The 19456-nt window shown below is 47.5% G+C and carries 15 protein-coding genes; 3 read left to right on the top strand and 12 right to left on the bottom strand.

The genetic code is table 11. The features are described from left to right. Positions 1–91 precede the first annotated feature (91 nt). Both EKN56_RS15375 and EKN56_RS15370 read left to right on the top strand, forming a co-directional pair. The gene (locus EKN56_RS15375) at positions 92–979 is read left to right on the top strand and encodes an aldose 1-epimerase (RefSeq protein ID WP_130592596.1); all 888 of its coding nucleotides are present in this window, start codon (positions 92–94) and stop codon (positions 977–979) included. Positions 980–1130: 151 nt separating this feature from the next. After that, positions 1131–2597: a sugar porter family MFS transporter gene (locus EKN56_RS15370; RefSeq protein ID WP_260676980.1), complete on the top strand. Its 1467-nt coding sequence runs from the start codon at positions 1131–1133 to the stop codon at positions 2595–2597. A gap of 113 nt (positions 2598–2710) precedes the next feature. On the opposite strand, the gene eptB is transcribed toward EKN56_RS15370, so the two are convergent. From eptB to EKN56_RS15320, 10 genes are all read right to left on the bottom strand, one after another. Next, on the bottom strand, positions 2711–4378 hold the full coding sequence (gene eptB / locus EKN56_RS15365; protein ID WP_130592594.1) for a kdo(2)-lipid A phosphoethanolamine 7''-transferase: 1668 nt from the start codon (positions 4376–4378) through the stop codon (positions 2711–2713). A gap of 307 nt (positions 4379–4685) precedes the next feature. Next, the gene (locus tag EKN56_RS15360) at positions 4686–5192 is read right to left on the bottom strand and encodes a DUF3828 domain-containing protein (RefSeq protein ID WP_168189670.1); all 507 of its coding nucleotides are present in this window, start codon (positions 5190–5192) and stop codon (positions 4686–4688) included. Between the two features lie 152 nt (positions 5193–5344). Beyond that, complete coding sequence (kduD, locus tag EKN56_RS15355; RefSeq protein WP_130592592.1) at positions 5345–6106, bottom strand: 2-dehydro-3-deoxy-D-gluconate 5-dehydrogenase KduD; 762 nt, start codon at positions 6104–6106, stop codon at positions 5345–5347. A gap of 87 nt (positions 6107–6193) precedes the next feature. After that, the gene (gene kduI, locus EKN56_RS15350; protein ID WP_130592591.1) at positions 6194–7030 is read right to left on the bottom strand and encodes a 5-dehydro-4-deoxy-D-glucuronate isomerase; all 837 of its coding nucleotides are present in this window, start codon (positions 7028–7030) and stop codon (positions 6194–6196) included. A gap of 141 nt (positions 7031–7171) precedes the next feature. Beyond that, the gene (locus tag EKN56_RS15345; protein ID WP_130592590.1) at positions 7172–7615 is read right to left on the bottom strand and encodes a nuclear transport factor 2 family protein; all 444 of its coding nucleotides are present in this window, start codon (positions 7613–7615) and stop codon (positions 7172–7174) included. 66 nt (positions 7616–7681) lie between these two features. Beyond that, positions 7682–8677 carry a 2-keto-3-deoxygluconate transporter gene (kdgT, locus tag EKN56_RS15340; protein WP_130592589.1) on the bottom strand — a complete coding sequence of 332 codons (996 nt, stop codon included), beginning with the start codon at positions 8675–8677 and terminating at the stop codon, positions 7682–7684. Positions 8678–9695: 1018 nt separating this feature from the next. Beyond that, positions 9696–12371, bottom strand: coding sequence for an aconitate hydratase AcnA (gene acnA, locus EKN56_RS15335; protein ID WP_130592588.1), 2676 nt, complete (start codon positions 12369–12371; stop codon positions 9696–9698). 257 nt (positions 12372–12628) lie between these two features. Beyond that, on the bottom strand, positions 12629–13633 hold the full coding sequence (locus EKN56_RS15330) for an AI-2E family transporter (RefSeq protein ID WP_130593730.1): 1005 nt from the start codon (positions 13631–13633) through the stop codon (positions 12629–12631). Positions 13634–13774: 141 nt separating this feature from the next. Beyond that, positions 13775–15313: an AMP-binding protein gene (locus EKN56_RS15325; protein WP_130592587.1), complete on the bottom strand. Its 1539-nt coding sequence runs from the start codon at positions 15311–15313 to the stop codon at positions 13775–13777. Beyond that, the gene (locus EKN56_RS15320; RefSeq protein WP_130592586.1) at positions 15306–16157 is read right to left on the bottom strand and encodes an SDR family NAD(P)-dependent oxidoreductase; all 852 of its coding nucleotides are present in this window, start codon (positions 16155–16157) and stop codon (positions 15306–15308) included. Before EKN56_RS15320 ends, EKN56_RS15325 begins: the two co-directional genes overlap by 8 nt. A gap of 195 nt (positions 16158–16352) precedes the next feature. Between EKN56_RS15320 and EKN56_RS15315 the strand changes: the two genes are divergently transcribed. Continuing rightward, positions 16353–17099, top strand: a complete 747-nt coding sequence (locus EKN56_RS15315; protein ID WP_130592585.1) for a GntR family transcriptional regulator — start codon at positions 16353–16355, stop codon at positions 17097–17099. A gap of 316 nt (positions 17100–17415) precedes the next feature. Here EKN56_RS15315 and EKN56_RS15310 read toward each other — a convergent pair whose 3' ends face one another. Both EKN56_RS15310 and EKN56_RS15305 read right to left on the bottom strand, forming a co-directional pair. After that, a complete protein-coding gene (locus EKN56_RS15310) occupies positions 17416–18396 on the bottom strand; it encodes a PfkB family carbohydrate kinase (RefSeq protein WP_130592584.1) in 981 nt (326 codons plus the stop codon). Continuing rightward, positions 18383–19405: an ADP-ribosylglycohydrolase family protein gene (locus tag EKN56_RS15305; protein ID WP_246019845.1), complete on the bottom strand. Its 1023-nt coding sequence runs from the start codon at positions 19403–19405 to the stop codon at positions 18383–18385. The genes EKN56_RS15310 and EKN56_RS15305 overlap by 14 nt, the downstream gene beginning before the upstream one ends. Positions 19406–19456: the final 51 nt, after the last annotated feature.

Below are 19456 nucleotides of genomic sequence, written 5' to 3'. Positions count from 1 at the left end.
AAAACGGTTGGGCAATCGGTTATGACAACCCGATTACCCAACCGGAAATAGCGATAGCAGGCAATTAATCACGGCGAGGCAGAGAATGGATATGACGCTTTTTACACTGGCAAATGAGGCGCTGATAGTGAAGGTTTCTTCGATGGGAGGAGCGATTGAGGCGCTGTATGGCTGTCACTACGGGCGTCAGATCCCTTTACTGCGGCCGGGAGCGGCAACAGGTAACGCCGGGCAATCCAGCTGTTTTCCTCTGGTACCGTTCGGCAATCGGGTCACAGGCAATAGTTTTTCTTTTGAAGGTGAAACTTACACTCTGACACCGAATACCGAGTGGGATCCGCATTATCTGCACGGCGACGGTTGGTTAAACCCGTGGATATGTCGGGAACAAAGTGAAGAACGACTGGTGCTGGCGTATCAACACCGTTCAGAAATCTACAGCTATACGGTCTGTCAGTGTTTTGAACTACAGGGATCGTCACTGGTGGTTAGCCTGAGTGTTACCAATCAGGGGGAAGTGGCATTGCCTTTTGGATTGGGTTGGCATCCCTATTTTCCATTAACCGGGCAAACCACGCTACAGGCTAAGGCCGGGGGATACTGGCTGGAAGACCCGCAATGGCTTGCGGGTAAACATCAGACCCTATTGCCAGCAGAACTTGATTTTAATCAGCCAGCATTACTTCCACGTCGCTGGATAAATAACGGATTTTCCCAATGGGATGGGCGGGCACAGATTCATTGGCCGGAACATCGCTGGTCACTCACCATGACGACCGATCCTGCGACACCCTGTTATTTCGTTTTTGTATCCGCCCCCTGTTTTGATGAGGGATATCAGTTTGATTACTTCTGTGTTGAACCCATGAGTCATGCCGCGAATGCCCATAATCTGACACAGGGCGGAGGGCTTAAACGTCTGGCTCCGGGAGAGACATTACATCAAACCATGCGCTTAATCAGCCAGCCGGAGGTGTAACCCAACAGGCGTTGAACTTATGAAAACAGTTTTATCAATTAGCTGGTAGTGCACTGATTTTAAATATTTTATCGACAGCAATCGTAGGTGATATTTATTGCGGTACTGATAGCGTTTTGAAGCTTTATTAGTTTCCCCAGTCTGCTGTCCGATTTCCAATAATGAGAGGAAGAATATGGCAAGCGCAACAAATCAGTTGAATATGGGATATATATGGATGATGTGCCTGGTGGCAGCCTGTGGCGGTTTGCTGTTTGGCTATGACTGGGTAGTTATTGGCGGTGCGAAACCGTTCTATGAAGCTTACTTTTCTATTACCGATCCGGCTCAATCTGGCTGGGTGATGAGTTCCGCTCTGGTAGGCTGTGTGTTTGGCGCACTGATTTCCGGCTGGTGTGCCGATCGCTTAGGGCGCAAGCGTCCTTTGATTCTGGCGGCAATACTGTTTGCTGTTTCATCATGGGGAACCGCCATTGCAGGCAGCTTTGATGAGTTTGTTCTTTATCGCATTATGGGGGGCGTGGGAATTGGTCTGGCTTCTGCTTTGAGCCCGATGTATATCGCAGAAGTGAGCCCGGCAGATAAACGCGGGAAGTTCGTGGCGGTTAACCAGCTTACTATTGTGATTGGCGTACTGGCGGCTCAATTGGTTAATCTGATGATCGCTGAGCCGGTAGAGTCTTCCGCCACGGCTGCTGATTTATTACAAAGCTGGAATGGTCAAACCGGCTGGCGCTGGATGTTTGGCGCGGAATTGGTACCAGTGTTGGCTTTTCTGGTGCTGATGTTTTTTGTTCCTGAATCACCGCGCTGGCTGGCAAAAGCAGGTAAAGTTGAGAAGGCCAGAGGCGTGTTACAGCGCATTGGCAATCAACATTACGCGCAAACCACACTGGATGATATTCTTCGTACTCTGGGAAGTGATTCGCAGAAAGTACCGGTAAGTGAACTACTCAATCCTAAAGTTCGTCCCATCATTGTTATTGGTATTGTGCTGGCAATGTTCCAGCAATGGTGCGGCATCAACGTTATCTTTAACTATGCGCAGGAGATTTTTGCCTCCGCCGGATTTGATATTAACGATACCCTGAAATCTATCGTAGCAACCGGATTGATTAATCTGATCTTTACTATTCTGGCGCTGCCGCTGGTGGATAAATTAGGACGTCGTAAACTGATGCTGATTGGTTCGCTCGGGTTAACCATTATTTATGTACTGATTGCCGGTGCTTATGCCTTTGGCGTTCTGGGATTACCAGTTCTGCTGCTGGTGCTGGCAGCCATTGCAATTTATGCCCTGACGTTGGCCCCTGTGACCTGGGTATTACTGTCAGAGATTTTCCCTAACAGCATCCGCGGTATGGCTATGGCGGTAGGAACCTTTTCACTGTGGATTGCCTGCTTCTTACTTACCTATACTTTCCCGCTACTCAACGCCGGTCTGGGTGCTTCAGGCAGCTTCCTGCTGTACGGCGTCATCTGTATGGCTGGATTTGTGTTTATCCGCGCCCGCGTGCCGGAAACTAAAGGTGTAACCCTGGAAGCATTAGAAGATGTATTGAGTGGCGCTGGGCAAAGTACGAGTGGAAATACCGAGGATATGGTTGAGGTTAAGTAGCGTTTTGTTTGTTTTTATTCCCGTGGATATTCCGGCCGGAATATCCACGAAAGCTGATAATTTCATACACCGATATCTACCCGATGTATTTATGCCACAAACCCCAAAAACGCTTAAGAAGCCCCTGGCTTGCTACACCAGTTATTTGCCTGCTTAATCCCGCCATTCGGCGAGCTATAGCCCAAACAACCAAGCATAGAGTCAAAGATCTCTTTGTGGTTTAGCGTCACGCCTGTCCGATGTTTGGCTTTTAGCCTCTCGAACGCATCATGACGTTCCGGCTGTTTTAAAAAACTGTCTGAGGCCCAAACCATAATGGGCACGCGGAACTGTTCTGGCGGAGCCATTTCCCTTGGCGTGGCGTGGAAGTGCGCATTATTACTGATGGATTCACCGTGATCGGCGGCATAGAACACCAGCGCATTTTTATCCCGCATTTGATCAATCACATTATCAATAAAGGTATCAACATACAGCACGCTGTTATCAAAGGAGTTAATCAACTGCGCCTTGGTACATGAGCGGTCAATGCCCATACATTCAGGTGTATAGCGCGCAAAACTGGCTGGATAACGTTGAGAGTAGAGATAGTGAGAACCTTTAGTATGCAGTATCACTAAGTGTTTACCGTCAGGGTAGCGCTGTAGTGATTTCTGTAACTCATTGACCAACAGCATATCATCGACAGGTTTGCCATCGTTACGCTTCTCTGAGGCAATCGTTTCACGAAACTGGTAGTCGTTAACGTTGGTATCGTTATAGAACCACAGTTCGCTTTGCATGGCGAAAAGCTCAGAGGTAAATCCTAAAGACTTCATTACTGAAAAGACATTTTTCTCTTGTAATGTACGCTGGGCATTATCTTTAGTACCCCCTTCACGTACAAACATACAAAGCAGGGAGAGTTTAGTCGCAGTATCGCAAGACTTGCCTTTGAACATCAGGAGATTCTCTTCTTTCTCCATTTTTGGCGTAGTTTGTCGATAATAGCCCAGCATACCCATATGATCCCAGCGGGTGGTTTCCCCAATGATGAACACCACATAGGTGTTATCGATATCCGCGGGAGCTACATAGGTAAATTGTTTAGCAGGATCAAACAGGTCCTGAGTATTCTGACTGCCTTCTACTTTGGTATAGGCAAACAAACCAAGTGCCGCCAGCCAGTTAGAAGGAAGATAGGAGTGAGCGACTACGCCACCATAGCTTGGCAGGTCCGTATTAGACTGTATTTCTTCACTTTTCTGCTCATAACCTTGAAGGTGAAGCGGTAACCATACTAATACCGCAGCTATCAGCAGTATGGCTAATGGTTTTCTGCGCTGGCCTGGGGTTTTAAGCTGCTCCATCAGAGTATGACGTAAATTATTTTTCCAGATGAGCAACAACGGCAGAGCGCTAACCAATACCATCCATAAAATCAAATGCCAGCCGATAGACTCTTTATTCATATCCATATCGGTAGTGAGCACGGATATGACAACACCGTAGCCAATAACCACGTTGAAAAAGATCATGTAGTAGCTGGCCGCGACGGATATTAAGACAAACAGGGTGGCAGTTATGCGATAAAACAGTTTCCCCCCAAGGGATAGCAGACGCATAAGGAAAAAAGTAAAAAGAACAATAACCAGAATTTCGGTAGCGGCTTCGATGACTTTATCAAAACTTAAGCTGTGGCTAAAGCGGCGGTAAAATACGGAAAGGTTAAGAAAGATACCAATATAAATAGCTAATATTAAAGATATTTTTTGTTGTGATAACGCTTTGAGTCTGTTCATAAAGTTGATGTATCGGGTTGGCTCATCCGGTTTAGCTTTGTGATGGTCAGACAGTGTATATAAAAAATAGTGCAATTAATTTTTATTATTATTAATAACAATGTGTTGTAAGTTCACTAACAGGTCAATTTTTAGTAAATCAATCGAATTTATATAATTATTTCAGTCTGTTAACGTTAGGAAAATAACCAAATAAACCAATGGTCAATAATCGTTATTTTCCTGATTATCGTGCTTTTGAGGCGTGGAAGTGTTGTATTGTGGCAGCACAGGTGTTGTTACTAAATCAATTTATAACCAACAATAATTACTTTGGCGTATCCCAGGCCGAAAGATCAATGTCAGTCACTCTGTCCTGCACACGATAAATCTTCCATGCGCCATGCTCTAACCGCAGAGAAATATATAACGTCTGCTCCATGTCATTGGTCTTCCCTAAATGGATGTCCACTTCTGCGCTATTGCCATCAATGGATTCACGTAATACCTCGATCTCAGAGGCCCAATTATCACCATAATCCTGAGCACTGAGATAATAATCAGCATCTAATGGGTCTTCACTGTTATTAATTTTATTCAACAGGTTAAGGGTTTCCTGACTGATATATTGCTCGAAGGTCTTTTTATCTTCAGGTTCTGCTGATGGCAGGCGTTCAATATTGGTCATGTACCAGTGATAAAACGCAATAACTTGCTGTTGTGGTGTAGCCTGTTTTTCCATCGCTGATCCAACATCTTGCTCCGTTGCCAGTGTGTTTTGCCATAAGACAGGGGTTGTCAGCAGCAAGGCCAATAACAAAATTTTTCTTAGCATAATCATTTCAGCGTTGTACCTGATTGAATAGAGATAGTGGGGAATTTTAAGGGACGAAACGGTAGGAGAAAAGGGGCAATAAACAATATAAAAGCCGCCAATAAAAAAGGGGTGCTGGAGCACCCCAAAATCCTACAGAGAGGAGGTGGAACTTAGCGCGCTAACCAGCCGCCATCAACGGCGATGGTGTAGCCATTAATATAGTCAGAAGCAGGAGATGACAGGAATACCGCCGGGCCCATCAGGTCGTCAGGTAAGCCCCAACGGCCAGCCGGAATACGGTCCAGAATTTCTGCACTACGGCTTTCATCGGCACGTAACTGCTGAGTATTGTTGGTTGCCATATAGCCTGGAGCGATAGCATTAACGTTAATACCGTGTTTTGCCCACTCGTTAGCTAACAGACGGGTCACTCCCATCACTGCGCTTTTCGATGCAGTGTAAGAAGGAACGCGAATCCCTCCCTGATAAGAGAGCATCGATGCGATATTGATGATTTTACCGCCGTGGCCTTGCTTGATAAATTGACGAGCAACCGCCTGAGACATAAAGAATACGGTTTTGATGTTGAGGTTCATTACATCGTCCCAGTTCTTTTCGGTGAAATCGATAGCATCTTCACGGCGGATAATACCGGCGTTGTTGACCAGAATATCGATTTTACCGTACTCAGCCAGCGCTTTTTCCAGCAGGCTAGGGATACATTCAATGCTGCTCAGGTCTGCGGTCAGGCTTAAGAAACGACGGCCCAGCGCTTTCACTTTCTCGATAGTTTCGGTCGGTTCAGTGATGTTTACACCAACAATGTCACAGCCGGCTTGCGCCAGACCTAATGCCATACCCTGACCCAAACCGGTATCACAACCGGTCACCATCGCTACTTTACCTTTCAAATTGAAAGAATCTAAAATCATGACAAAATCTCCCTAGTGGGCCGCCCTTGGGTTGCCCATTTTGATATAAAAGCGGCCGGTATCACCGGCCGATAACAGATGAATGAATTAACGGATATCTTTGATCTTCACATGGTCCATATCATCGTAGGTTTGGTTTTCACCAATCATGCCCCAGATGAAGGTATAGTTTTTAGTACCCACGCCGGAGTGAATTGACCAGCTTGGTGAAAGGACGGCCTGTTCGTTGTGTACCAGAATATGACGGGTTTCTTGTGGTTGACCCATCATGTGGAAGACGGCATTTTCTTCGTCAATATTGAAGTAGAAATAGGCTTCCATACGGCGCTCATGAGTGTGAGTTGGCATGGTGTTCCATAAGCTACCTTCAGCCAGTTTGGTTAAGCCCATGCTTAACTGACAGGTTTCTACCACTTCAGGGATCAGGTATTTGTTAATGGTGCGCAGGTTGCTGGTTTCCGGGCTGCCTACAGTCATTGGAGTCACATCGGCACGGGTAATTAGCTTGGTTGGATAAGCCATATGGGCCGGTGCGCAGTTATAGTAGAACTTAGCTGGTTTAGCGGCATCAACGCTGTTGAAAATGACTTCTTTTGCGCCTTTACCAATATAGATAGCTTCTTCATTACCGACTTCATAACGGGTACCGTCAACGGTAATAACGCCTGCACCACCGATATTAATCGCACCAAACTCACGACGCTCAAGGAAGTAACTAACCCCTAATTGTTTACCCACTTCAGTACCGATAGTGACGCTCTTGCTGACCGGCATGATGCCACCGACGATGATGCGATCGATGTGGCTGTAAGTCATGGTGTATTGGTCCGCTTCAAAGATTTTTTCAATCAGGAATTCGCGGCGTAGTTCAGTGGTATCCAGTTTTTTAGCGTGATCGCTGTGAATACTTTGACGAACTTGCATATCAGAACCTCTTTAACAAAATGAATAACAAGGATTATTTATCTTATCTCCGCCATGCGGTAGGCTAATCCACTGTCTTTATCAGGAATCAATCCTGTTAGTGTAGCCGCCATTTAAAACCAATGGCGGCACCTGTCATGCTTATTGTGGTTGTGGAAGCTTATAAGCCTGGCGAGCCAGCAGTTTCCAGTCACCGGCTTTATCTTTTTTCCATACCTGCATGACGCCAATTTTCACTTCACCGGGCTTACCGCTGTCGTTGGTTTTGGCTTCAAAAATGTGTCGGACAATAGCCACATCACCCTCTACGTCGACCGTTTGGTCATTCAGGTTTAGCGTCACGAAGCTGGATTTGCCGGTAACAATCGCATCAACAAACTCGGCGTTGTTCTCAACCCGACCGCTGGAGTGACCGTAACTGAGGTTTGGTGCTCCCACTTTTTCCAGCTCGGCCTTTTTGGCACTTAACATCGCCTGACGCATAGTTTCGACTGCATTATTTACCGCTGTGACATCCGCATTTTGAGCAAAGCATGTACTGCTGATTAACAATGAGAACAGTGCTGCACCTAATATTTTTTTCATGTTTCTTATCCCGTATCCTTGATTAAATAACCCAGAGTTCAAAACAACGTAGATAGTGTGTAAACCTTAAGCTTTGTCGGTGACGCCAGCAGTTTCAGGTTCTTTCACTGCCGTTTTATGGCCCATACGTTTTGCCCACATGGCGGTAATAATTGGCACCAGAACTGAAGTGACGATAACCGAAGTCGCAACCAGTGCTGTTGCAGCAGGAGCAACTGGCTTGAATTGAGGCAGCATTTCTGCAATCAGTACCGGTGTGGCAACCGCAGCCCCTGCGGTACTTGAGGCCGCAACCCCCGCAGTTCCGTTACCTCCACCAATAAATTTATCGGCAATGATTAATGGGATACCGGTGACAATAATAACGCCTACACCTAACAGAATACCTAACAGACCGGTTTCCAGAATAACGCCCAGGTTGATGGTGTTACCCAGTGCGAAGGCGAAGAATGGAATCAGGGTATGTACCGCTTTGCTGAAGAACTCACGCAGTTCAGGGTCCAGGTTACCCAGTGCAAAACCGATCAGGAATGGCAGAACGGCACCAACGAAAGCCTGAGGTTCGAATGAGGCAATACCGGCAGTACCCAGAATGATCATGGTCATTAACGGACCGGATTCAACAGACATCAGTACGAATGCACCGGCTTCTTCTTTTGAACCGTATTGCTGCATGATAGAGGCATACAGGCCACCGTTAGTCATGTCCATCGCTGCAACTAATGCCAGAGTCGACATACCCGCGAAGAACCCAACTTCAACGCCGTGTTCAGGAATGATTTGTGATGCGATGGCGGCAACCACCCAGGCGGTAGCAATTTTAGTAATAACCAGCGTACCCGATTTACGTAATACCGTACCCGTTGCGCTCAACTGAATGGATGCACCCATACAGAAGAACCAAACCGCCAGAATTGGTACGGTACCGGTGATTAAACCGTTAGTGAATGAACCAAAATATTTACCCGCGCCAGGAGACAGAGTATGGCAAATAGCGCCTAAGAACAGAGGAACCAGCATCAATCCGCCAGGGATTTTGTCAATTGCCTGTTTGATTTTCATATTATTTCCACCTAGTCAGTAAGTTATTTTCAATAACGATAAGCGTGTGATTGATATCGTTGCTGAATAAACCAAAAAGTATCCTGTGACCACGCAATAACGACAGTATCAATTATTGTGTAGCTTGATGTTATTAATTTAAGTAGTTGCGACTGCTCTTTTAAGACAAGTTCAGAAAAATATCCCTGTTTTAGTCAGGGTTTATATCTGCCTGATTTATCTTTGCTATTAGTTAATAGATTCTGGTTAAGAGTAGTTGGCTCCTTATGGCGTTGTTGGTTCCAATAATTAAAAGTTAATGAAATTCTTTAACGGTTTCTGCGATATTTAATTTTCAAAATAAATCATATTATTGATAATTAATGATTTATTGTTTTTTTATTTGTTCTGGTTCCGTTTCGCAGCTCTGTTTTAGTTGGTGCAATCCTAGCTAATTATGATGGTGGTTAGCTGTGATCTGAGTCATACAAATTATATTTTGTTTGTAAATATGAAACATCGTTTCAAAATTATGATTACGCTATTTCAGTAAAATCAGCCTGCTGTGCCGGTGCTGTCTGTAATGTGGCTGTTTTGTTGTTTTATTTAGTGATTGATAAAAAATGGAAATTTATAAGTAGGATTTTTTTGAATTTAATTGACTTTAAAGCGTGGTGGTTATTGGAGATTTGGTGAATTTAATCAATCAGCGTCCGCGTATATTCCGACCGTAAATACGGTATTGCACATATCACCTATGTACTCGGCCGGAAGACCGTTACACCTGGCTGTGGAGTGCGCTAGGCCTGGCCGGGTTAGGGGCAGTTATGAAACACCTTGCGGTGTTTCACCCTTCGGGCCAGCGCTGATATTGGTCCGGCGAGCTCTGTAGCTGAGTACAGATTGTTTACCGACCGTTCCCGGTGCAGATATAAGCACCGTGTTATTACGGTCGGAATATACATTGTCACTAATTTATTCGGTTTGTCAGTACTACGAGCAGCATGGATGTTGCTCGTAGTACTTTCAGATTTTGTGGTTACAGCATTTTCCTAATGACATAATGCAAAATCCCGCCGTTTTGGTAATAGGTCAGTTCATTACCGGTATCAATACGGCAGCGGGTATTGATGATGTCATGGTGACCATCGGCATGTGTGATAACCACAGTGACGGTTTGCCCCGGTTGCAGGGTAGCTAAACCGGTAACGGTAATGGTTTCATCACCGGTTAAACCAAGCGATTTGCGAGTGACTCCCGGTGCGAACTCCAGCGGTAAAATACCCATACCAATCAGATTAGAACGGTGGATACGTTCAAACGATTCGGCAATCACTACGCGGACGCCCAGCAGCATCGGTCCTTTTGCTGCCCAGTCGCGACTGGAGCCAGAGCCATACTCTTTACCGACGATAACCGCCAGCGGTACCTTGTCTTGCTGGTAACGCATTGCGGCATCATAAATGGGCAGGGTCTCTTTAGTTGGAACATAACGGGTAAAGCCACCTTCAACACCAGGCACCATTTCGTTACGAATACGGATATTGGCAAAGGTACCGCGCATCATCACTTCGTGATTACCCCTGCGCGAGCCATAAGAGTTAAAATCTTTAGCTTCGATACCATGATTGTTGAGATAGATTCCCGCCGGACTATTGGCCTTAATATTGCCGGCCGGAGAAATATGGTCTGTGGTGACGGAATCCCCCAGCAGTGCCAGAATACGGGCATCATGAATATCCTGTACCGCTTCTGGTTGAGCCTGCATGGTAGTAAAGAAAGGAGGATGGCGGATATAGGTGGAATCTTCCTGCCAGTGATAGGTTTGTGATGCTTCAATTTTGATGGATTGCCACTCTTCGTCACCATCAAATACTTCCGCATACTCTTTGCGGTACATGGCTGCGGTAACGCCTTCAACCGCCTGAGCGATTTCATGAGAAGAAGGCCAAATATCTTTCAGATAAACGGGATTTCCCTGCTTATCATGCCCCAGCGGATCCTGAGATAAATCAATGTTCATATTCCCCGCCAGCGCATAAGCGACGACCAGCGGAGGTGAGGCCAGCCAGTTCGTTTTTACCAGTGGATGAATCCGGCCTTCAAAGTTACGGTTACCGGAGAGTACGGCTCCAACGGTTAAGTCCCCTTGTTTGATAGCCTCTTCAATTGGTGCCAGCAACGGACCGGAGTTACCAATGCAGGTGGTACAACCATAGCCAACCAGGTTGAATCCCAGAGTTTCCAGGTAGGGGGTTAACCCGGCGGCATTCAAATAGTCAGTAACCACTTTAGAACCAGGTGCCAGTGAAGATTTAACACATGGCTGACGCTGTAAGCCTTTCTCCACGGCTTTTTTAGCCAGAAGCCCGGCTGCCAGCATCACACCGGGGTTGGATGTGTTAGTACAGGATGTGATAGCGGCGATAGCTACCGCTCCCTGTTTCAGAGCAAAGTGCTTATTCTCTTCCAGAGTGACAGGCACCTGCTCGACACGGGGTGTCCGCGCGGTAGTGTCCAGTTGAGTGTAGGCTTCAAAAGCCTGTTTAACATTGCCCAATGTGACACGGTCCTGAGGGCGTTTAGGACCCGCCAGACTGGCTTCTACCGTGGATAAATCCAGCGACAGGGTGCTGGTAAATATGGGTTCATCACCGGGATAACGCCATAGTCCCTGCGCTTTACAGTAGGCTTCAACCAGTGCAATTTGCTGTTCCGCGCGGCCAGACAAGCGCATATAACGCAGCGTCTCTTCATCAACCGGGAAGAAACCGCAGGTCGCACCAAATTCCGGTGACATATTCCCGATGGTGGCACGATCCGCCAGCGTCAGACGAGCCAGACCATCGCCGTAGAACTCAACAAATTTGCCCACTACACCATGCTGGCGCAGCATTTGGGTTACGGTCAATACCAGGTCGGTAGCGGTAATGCCCTCCCGTAGTTGTCCGGTCATTTTGAAACCAACCACATCGGGGATTAGCATTGAAACTGGCTGGCCCAGCATGGCGGCTTCAGCTTCAATACCGCCAACGCCCCAGCCCAGAATGCCCAGTCCGTTAATCATGGTGGTATGGGAGTCAGTACCTACCAACGTATCCGGATAGACCATCAGTTTGTCATCCTGCTGTTCCTGCCAGACGGTTTGCCCTAAATACTCGAGGTTGACCTGATGACAAATTCCGGTTCCCGGTGGTACCACACGGAATCGACTGAAGGCTTTTTGTCCCCAACGCAGGAAGGCATATCGCTCGTGGTTGCGCTGCATTTCCAGCATCACGTTGGTGGTAAAAGCTTGTGCATTAGCGTAATCATCCACGGTGACCGAGTGGTCAATGACCAGGTCGGCGGGCGAGAGAGGATTGACTTTACTGGCATCTCCTCCAAGCCGGTGAACGGCTTCCCGCATGGCGGCCAGATCGACAATGGCCGGAACGCCGGTAAAATCCTGCATTAATACTCGCGCCGGACGATAGGCGATTTCACGATCCGCATGACCGCTTTCCAGCCACTTAACCAGTTCAGCCAGATCGGCTTCCTGTACCGTGTCGCCGTCGATAAAGCGCAGCAGATTTTCTAATAAAACTTTAAGAGATTTAGGCAGGCGTTCGATATTGCCTAGCTGAGTGGCGGCTTTTGACAGGCTGTAATAGTGATATTTCTGTTGGCCGACCGTTAGGGTGTCAAGGCTCTGTTGACGTAGATCAGATGACATAGCTCCTCCATTAATGACCGATATTGCTGGCATCTGCCAGTCGTTATTTTTGAAGTGCTGCTTGGTTGTATTAAAGATAACACAAATATTTCACAACATTTGGTTAACATTTGTAAAGATCGGTGGGGCTATTAATGGGATAGGCGAAGAGAGTGAGCCACGGTAATCAGGAACAATATTGAGTGCCGGTGGTAATGAAAGGTGAGGCGCCGGGTTGGGCCCGACGCATGTTTAATGGGGCAATGACAGGTGAGTGTTTACTTACCATCTCCCAGCATAATCGCCAGCCGTTGTCCTGACGGGGTGGCTTCCAGCATGATTTTTGCCACTATGGTTAGGGGAACGGAAAGTAGCATTCCCACAGGCCCTAATAGCCAGCCCCAAAATATTAACGAGAGGAAAACCACTAAGGTAGATAAGCCCAGTCCTCGCCCCATAACGCGTGGCTCAATGACATTACCAATCAGAATATTCACTACGATAAAACAGGCGGTCACTACCAGCGCATCGGATAGCCCACTAAACAGCAGGGTTTGTAACACCGGTGGAACGGCTGCAATCACGGAACCAATATTAGGAATATAGTTCAGCAAAAAGCCCAGCACGCCCCAAAGCATGGCGTATTTAACATTAAGCACGGAGAGGAATAACCAAATGACCAGCCCGGTTGCAAGGCTGATGGCGGTCTTGATGGTCATATAACGGCTGATGCTATCCAGAGCGGCCTGAATTCCCAACATTCCCTGCTGTGGATTATTCAGCGCTTTCCCCAGTTTGCCGGGAAGGGTTTGAACTTCCAGCAGCATAAAGACCACGGTCATTAACAGTAAAAAGATATTGGTCATCATGCCGGAAAAACCGGACAGCATACGGGTAATAAAACCTACCAGCGCACTGGGATCGAAATACTGCATCAGCTCTTCATTAGATATATGAATGTTTACCTGCGCGGTGTAGGCCTGAAAAGTACGTAAGTGTTCGCTAATTGGCGCACGATATTGAGGCAAGGTACGGGTAAATTCATTCAGCGAAGAGCCCAACAGGCTGGCGGTCATAAACATGCCTATCACAATGGCAACAATAATGATTAATACCGAAAGTACGGACGGTATACGCCAGCGAGCCATTATTCGTACCAGAGGGTAGAGAACAATGGACAGGAAAAGTGCCAGCAAAAAGGGAACCACGATCTGGGAGGCTGCCTTGATACCGGATAGAATAATTACCACTGAGGCCAGCATTAGCAGGGTACGTAAACCCATCGCGGATAAATCAGTTTTCAATCCAGTTTCTCTTCTGTAATAGGCAAATCGAAGGGCATTATGACATAAACCAGACAATCACGCCTGTTTGATACTTTTGCTGCTTTATTGATGGTTATCGCCGGTTTTTATCGTAAATTGTTAGCATGATAAGTTATTTAGTTTCCTGGTATCAGGTTTGCCTACTGCTGTTAGTGGGATTTCCTCAATCAACTCAATACTGACCGGCATTTGGTAGCGGGCAACGCGTGGTTTTAGCCACTGAATTAACGCCTGAGTATCAATCTCTCCGTCAGATTGGCTAACGACAAATGCTTTTAACCGCTGACCAAACTCCTTATCTTCAATACCCATTACTACGCACTCCCTGACCAACGGGTTTTCAGCCAGAACTTTTTCCAGCTCAATGGGATAGATATTCTCACCTCCAGAAACAATCATGTCATCGCTCCGGCCGCTGAGGAAGTAGTAGCCATTGGTGTCGCGAAAGGCTAAATCACCGGTTGTGACCAAATCATCCGTTTGTTGAGCTGCCCAGCTACATTGAACCTGCAATAAGCCAACGGTGTTATCACCGGTGATCAACTGACCCGTGGAGACATCGCGCAGACAGAGCGTTAAGCCATCAATAGGTAATCCAATGGTGTCCGTTGCACTGGCCAGATCGTCTGGCGTAGCGATGGTACAGACCCCCGCTTCTGACGTGCCGTACAGGTTAAAGAGCCGTTTACCCAGTAGCGTTTGCGTTTCGCTCACCAGCGTTGGCGGCAGAGCCGCTCCGCCAGAAATAATACAGTGCAACGATGTTAAGCGTGTTGGATAGCGATGTAGCATACGGCTTAGCATCAACGGAACCAGCGTGACCACTTCTATCTGTTGCTGATTTATCAGCTCTGCCGCTTGTTGTGCTTCAAAACGGCGAGTCAGATAGATAGTGGAACCGAGTAGGGTGGCAATACAGAGTGTTGCCAGACCAAAGCCATGGTAAATCGGCGTAGCGATATATAAAGAGCGGTACTGATGTAGTTTTAACTTATCCAATAGCGCCATCAATGGATTAATAAAGGCAAACAGTGAGGGCTTGCGCACCGCTGATTTAAATTCACCGCTGGTGCCGCCGGTCAGTACCACAATTTTTCCCGGACCATAAGTGATTTTGCCCATCGGTCTGACGGACATTTGGCTATAGGACTCAATGGATGGCGCTGAATGATGGCTGACGGGTAAGCATTGCCCATGATAGCCCGCCTGTTGAATGACAGGAAACAGTTCAGGGTCGTGAATAATTAAATGAAACTGACGCCGATGAATCAATGCGGCTAACTGCTGAGAGCTGATTTCGCTGTTAATTAAACAAATATCTGCACCGGTAGCGGAGCTGGCAAACAGTGTTTTAAGCAGAGAAGCATGATTACGACAAATAATCGCCACCTGCCGACCCGACGCAACCTGATGTTGTGTCATCAGTAAACCGGCTACCGCCCGGGACTGTTGGTACAGCTGTTGATAGCTTAACGATTGATTTTCATCCTGAACCGCTCTGCGTTCGGGGTAACGTTGGGCGCTATAGCCTGATAGCGCCATCAAACTAATACCGTTAGTTCTGATTGAGGCTATCAGCGCGGATATACCTTTAAACGATAATAAACCGGTATTACGCAGTAATTTAAACTTATTCATCAGATTTACGCTTTAAATAGTAACGACAGCAGCCAGCCCATAGCTGATGGAAGGTCACTGAGGCCAGTTGAGCCAACAGACTCCACCAGGGGCGAATACAGGATTTGCGAGTGAGCAGAGTCCGGCAGATAATTTCTACCGCTTGCTCAACTGACAGTGCAGGCACCGGTTTATCAGCATAAACCGGTGCGATCATGCGGGTGTTAACCAGCGGAAAATAAATGGAAGAGACCGCTATCTTTGCCAGTTTCAATTCCGGTTCCGCACAGCGTAGCCACTGATCAAATGCGGTTTTTGAGGCCTGATAAGCGGCCCAGTAAGGGGTTGGTGCCAGTAGCACATTCAGGGCTGATACATTGACAATTTGCCCCCGAGTTTTCTTCAGCAGAGGGATCAAACCGAGGCAAAGCTGAACCGGAGCAAGATAATTCAGGCGGATAGTGCGTTGAAAATCATGTAGCCTGTCCAGTGAATCCATCAGTGGACGGCAGATAGATTTCCCCGCATTGTTAATAAAAATATCGATATCGCCCAACTGTTGTAATTGATTGAGCAGTTCGGAGCATTGTTCTTCATTGGTCAGATCGCAGGCAAAAATATGACAGTCAACGGATTTGGATGCCAACCGTTGCTGAATTTGCTGTAGCTTTTCTGCGGTGCGGGCAACCAGAATTAACCGAATCTGACAGTCCGCCAGCATCTCTGCCACTGCTTCACCGATGCCATAGCTGGCACCGGTAATCAAAATAGTTTTGTTTTGCAGATAGCGATTTAACGCGGCTTTATCCGGTTGACGGTAAGGGAAGAGCAGGTATTTGGTAAGTGTTGCGGTAAGCGTATTCATGCATCCAGTTCCATAGCGTTCCCTGACAATCATCCAATAGGCTGACAGAAATAACACGATGAAACGATTTTCTCAATCCGGGTGAGGCGATGAATAAAAGCATGCCGATAAAGCCAGAGTGGGTATAATGGGGTTACTTCAACTGAAAAAATAGTAATTTATGATTTTTCAATTGCTTACTGTGGGCTGACTGAGATGAATGACACACACTCGACGCTGATTAAACAACTCTGTGAGCGTATTGCAGAGCCAGATAATACACCGCTATACCTGAAGTTTGCAGAAACGGTCAAAATGGCTGTGCGTACTGGCGTATTACCGCCGGGCAATATTTTACCGGGAGAACGTGACTTAAGCCAGTTAACCGGGGTGTCGCGAATTACCGTACGCAAAGCCATGGAGATGCTGGATGAGCAGGGGGTGGTTATCCGTTCCCGCGGATTCGGTACCCAAATCAACGATAAGTTTGAATACTCATTAAAAGAAGCCAAAGGTTTCTCTCAGCAGGTAGAACTGCGGGGAAAAAAACCAAATACTCTGTGGGTTAACAAGAGCATTGTGAATTGTTCTGATGAAGTAGCCGAACAGCTGAAAATTCCGGTTAACAGTCAGGTATTTATGCTTAAGCGAATTCGTTATGTGGATGATGACCCGGTTTCTATTGAAGAGTCCTATGTTCCGGTCGAGTTGATAAAAAATGCCGATGATATCGGTATGTCGCTGTATGACTACTTCCGCAGTCAGAACATTATTCCTCAGCGAACCAAAAGCAAAGTCAGTGCCCGTATGCCGGACGTTGAGTTTCAGTCACATATTAAGCTGGATGGTGCGGTACCGGTGTTGGTGATTAAGCAGGTGGTGTTTGATCATTTGAATCGACTGATTGAGTATAGTGTTAATTTGTGTCGTAGTGATATGTATGTTTTTGTTTCGGAAGAGTAATTCTTAGTACTGAGAAGGTTTCGTCCACCAATAGTGTTGTGTTTGAATTGGCGGCGGTGCATGTGGCCGAGTCAAGGGGGCTGGCGAGCCTCCTTAACAATCCCGCGCTTTCGCACACGAATTCAGGTCGCTTAGGCGACTTCCCTCCGCCTTCGTTCGGGCTTACGCACCGGCATGGATTCGTTCCAGACGAAGCCATGCCTCGCCCAACATCCCTGTTGGGCGTTCTCCCTCTCTCAGTTGTCGGCTGAATTCCAGTGCTCTTTGGGAAGGGCAAGGTCCAATAACCAAAGAACGAGGGCTGAAGGTCAAAGATTTAAGTGTATTGTCTAAGATATTCCGATAACTCAGCTACCGATGGCGCGCAGTCGCCGCCGCGGTGGCTGACGACGTAGGAGGCGACGGCGTTTCCCAGGGTTACCGCATCAGCCAGTGGCCAGCCGGAGGAGAGGGCGGCGAGGACGCCGCCGGCGTGGCTGTCACCGGCGCCGATGGTGTCGACCACCTGAGCAGGGAACGGTTTGACCCAGCCTTTTTGTTTACCGTCGTGATAACAGGCGCCTTCTTTATCTACCCGAATAATCAGTGGGCAGCCGTAGCGGCTGTACCAATCATCTGCCAGCGTTTCGGCACTCAGAGCAGAGGTATGACCGGATATTCTGGCGTCCATTAGCTCGGCTTCCTGACGGTTGAGAGAGACCATTGGCTTGAGGGCCATCAAACGAGCTAATTGCTGTTCTGATATATCTTCAATACGTGGGCCAAAATCGATAAACAGCTGAGTGCTGCTTTCTAATGACTCCAGCCAGTCAATCAGGACTTCACCGGTGGCAGAGGCTAACTGGTAGCCAGAGAGATAGATCAGGGTATCCGGTTGCAGTTTAAGACTTCTCAGGGTCTCGCTGTCCCATTGGTTTTCCACACCGCTGACAGAAAGGAAGGTACGTTCACCGTCGGGTTCGACTAATGCCAGGCACCAGCCGTTATCGCCTTTGTCGGTTTCCAGTGCGGAAACGATACCTTTTTCCTTCAGGGTTTTACGGATAATATCGGCCCAGATGCCTTGCCCCATCGGCAATGCATTAAGGGAAGATAGCCCTAATCGATGCAATGTGATGGCAATATTCAGCGCACAACCACCTACATTAACTCCCTGCTGGTGCAGCTCAATATCACTGCCTCGATGGGGCAGTGAATAAGCATCGGCAATCACATCAATCACCGCGGCACCAATCACGCAAATGGGGCGTTGATTAATTAACGATGGAAGTTGTTTTTTTAGCTCAGCGGCGTTCATAAGCGGCCTCTCTTTGATGACGAAGCTGGACAAAAGTCTGGCTGTAGCGGGTGAAATCCAGCTGATTGACCCGATCCAACTGCTGTTTTAACTGCGGGTCAATGCGTTCAATTCCGTGTAAAGCACCGCAAATGGCGGTTGCCATCGCGCCAATAGTATCGGTATCACCACCGAGGTTGGCGCACAGAATAGCACAGCGGTTAGGGTCGGTTTGTGCCAGTTCGACCATAGCGATGGCCGCAGGTACGGATTCAATGGTGCTGGTGCCGGCACCCACCAAATGGTAAATCTGCTCCATGCCTTGTTCAACGCCTTCGGCCCGTCTGGCGGTGTGCAGCGCCAGCTCGATTCTGGCTGCCATCGAAGCGCTAAAGGTGGTGATATGCTTTTCCTGTGCCGCTTTGGCGACCGCAGGAAGCTGATCGCAAATTTGTGACCAACAGACACCATCGATAGCTTTAGAAATTGCCCAGGCAACCGCTACTGCACCGGCAATTGCGACGTCAGATTTATGGGTTGGGCTGGAGGCTTTTGCCACATCGGCAATAAAATCATCCAGCGAGTGGGTTGGCAGCAGGCAGCCAAGTGGAGAAACTCGCATGGCAGCACCGTTAGTGACGCCATTATTTTCTAACTGCTCAATGGGGGTGCCTTGCTTAATAGCATTAAGGGCAATTTTGGAGGTTGGTCCTAATACGTTCTTATTAAAGGCATCGAACGCTTCTGCCCAGCTCATAATATTACGGCCAATAATCGCAGGTTCAATTTCCCCTTTGCACTCAATAATGGCATCTGCCAGCGCCAGTGCCATAGACGTATCATCGGTGAATTCGGCGGTATTGAAATAGCAGGCGGCGTTATTTTCAGCCGGTCCCGGTAAAAAGCGATCTATCCAGCCAAAATAGGATTTGACCCGAGAACGAGGCCACAACTCCGAGGGCATCCCCATCGCGTCGCCCAAAGCCTGGCCATAGAAGGCTCCTAAAATGCGGTTCTCTTTATTCATCATAAACCCTTAATATTGACTTTATTGCTGTACCGCGGAATTCACTGGTTGAAC

It is taken from the genome of Limnobaculum zhutongyuii, assembly GCF_004295645.1.
Classification (GTDB): domain Bacteria; phylum Pseudomonadota; class Gammaproteobacteria; order Enterobacterales; family Enterobacteriaceae; genus Limnobaculum; species Limnobaculum zhutongyuii.
This window is presented reverse-complemented; position numbering and strand designations above follow the sequence as displayed.

Excerpts from the sequence above, each read along its gene's own strand:
- EKN56_RS15315 (WP_130592585.1), top strand. The coding sequence starts at position 16,353 with ATGAATGACACACACTCGACGCTGATTAAACAACTCTGTGAGCGTATT.
- kduD (WP_130592592.1), bottom strand. The coding sequence starts at position 6,106 with ATGATTTTAGATTCTTTCAATTTGAAAGGTAAAGTAGCGATGGTGACC.
- EKN56_RS15325 (WP_130592587.1), bottom strand. The coding sequence starts at position 15,313 with ATGAATAAGTTTAAATTACTGCGTAATACCGGTTTATTATCGTTTAAA.
- EKN56_RS15310 (WP_130592584.1), bottom strand. The coding sequence starts at position 18,396 with ATGAACGCCGCTGAGCTAAAAAAACAACTTCCATCGTTAATTAATCAA.
- kdgT (WP_130592589.1), bottom strand. The coding sequence starts at position 8,677 with ATGAAAATCAAACAGGCAATTGACAAAATCCCTGGCGGATTGATGCTG.
- EKN56_RS15375 (WP_130592596.1), top strand. The coding sequence starts at position 92 with ATGACGCTTTTTACACTGGCAAATGAGGCGCTGATAGTGAAGGTTTCT.
- EKN56_RS15345 (WP_130592590.1), bottom strand. The coding sequence starts at position 7,615 with ATGAAAAAAATATTAGGTGCAGCACTGTTCTCATTGTTAATCAGCAGT.
- eptB (WP_130592594.1), bottom strand. The coding sequence starts at position 4,378 with ATGAACAGACTCAAAGCGTTATCACAACAAAAAATATCTTTAATATTA.
- EKN56_RS15320 (WP_130592586.1), bottom strand. The coding sequence starts at position 16,157 with ATGAATACGCTTACCGCAACACTTACCAAATACCTGCTCTTCCCTTAC.
- EKN56_RS15330 (WP_130593730.1), bottom strand. The coding sequence starts at position 13,633 with ATGGGTTTACGTACCCTGCTAATGCTGGCCTCAGTGGTAATTATTCTA.
- acnA (WP_130592588.1), bottom strand. The coding sequence starts at position 12,371 with ATGTCATCTGATCTACGTCAACAGAGCCTTGACACCCTAACGGTCGGC.
- kduI (WP_130592591.1), bottom strand. The coding sequence starts at position 7,030 with ATGCAAGTTCGTCAAAGTATTCACAGCGATCACGCTAAAAAACTGGAT.
- EKN56_RS15360 (WP_168189670.1), bottom strand. The coding sequence starts at position 5,192 with ATGCTAAGAAAAATTTTGTTATTGGCCTTGCTGCTGACAACCCCTGTC.
- EKN56_RS15305 (WP_246019845.1), bottom strand. The coding sequence starts at position 19,405 with ATGATGAATAAAGAGAACCGCATTTTAGGAGCCTTCTATGGCCAGGCT.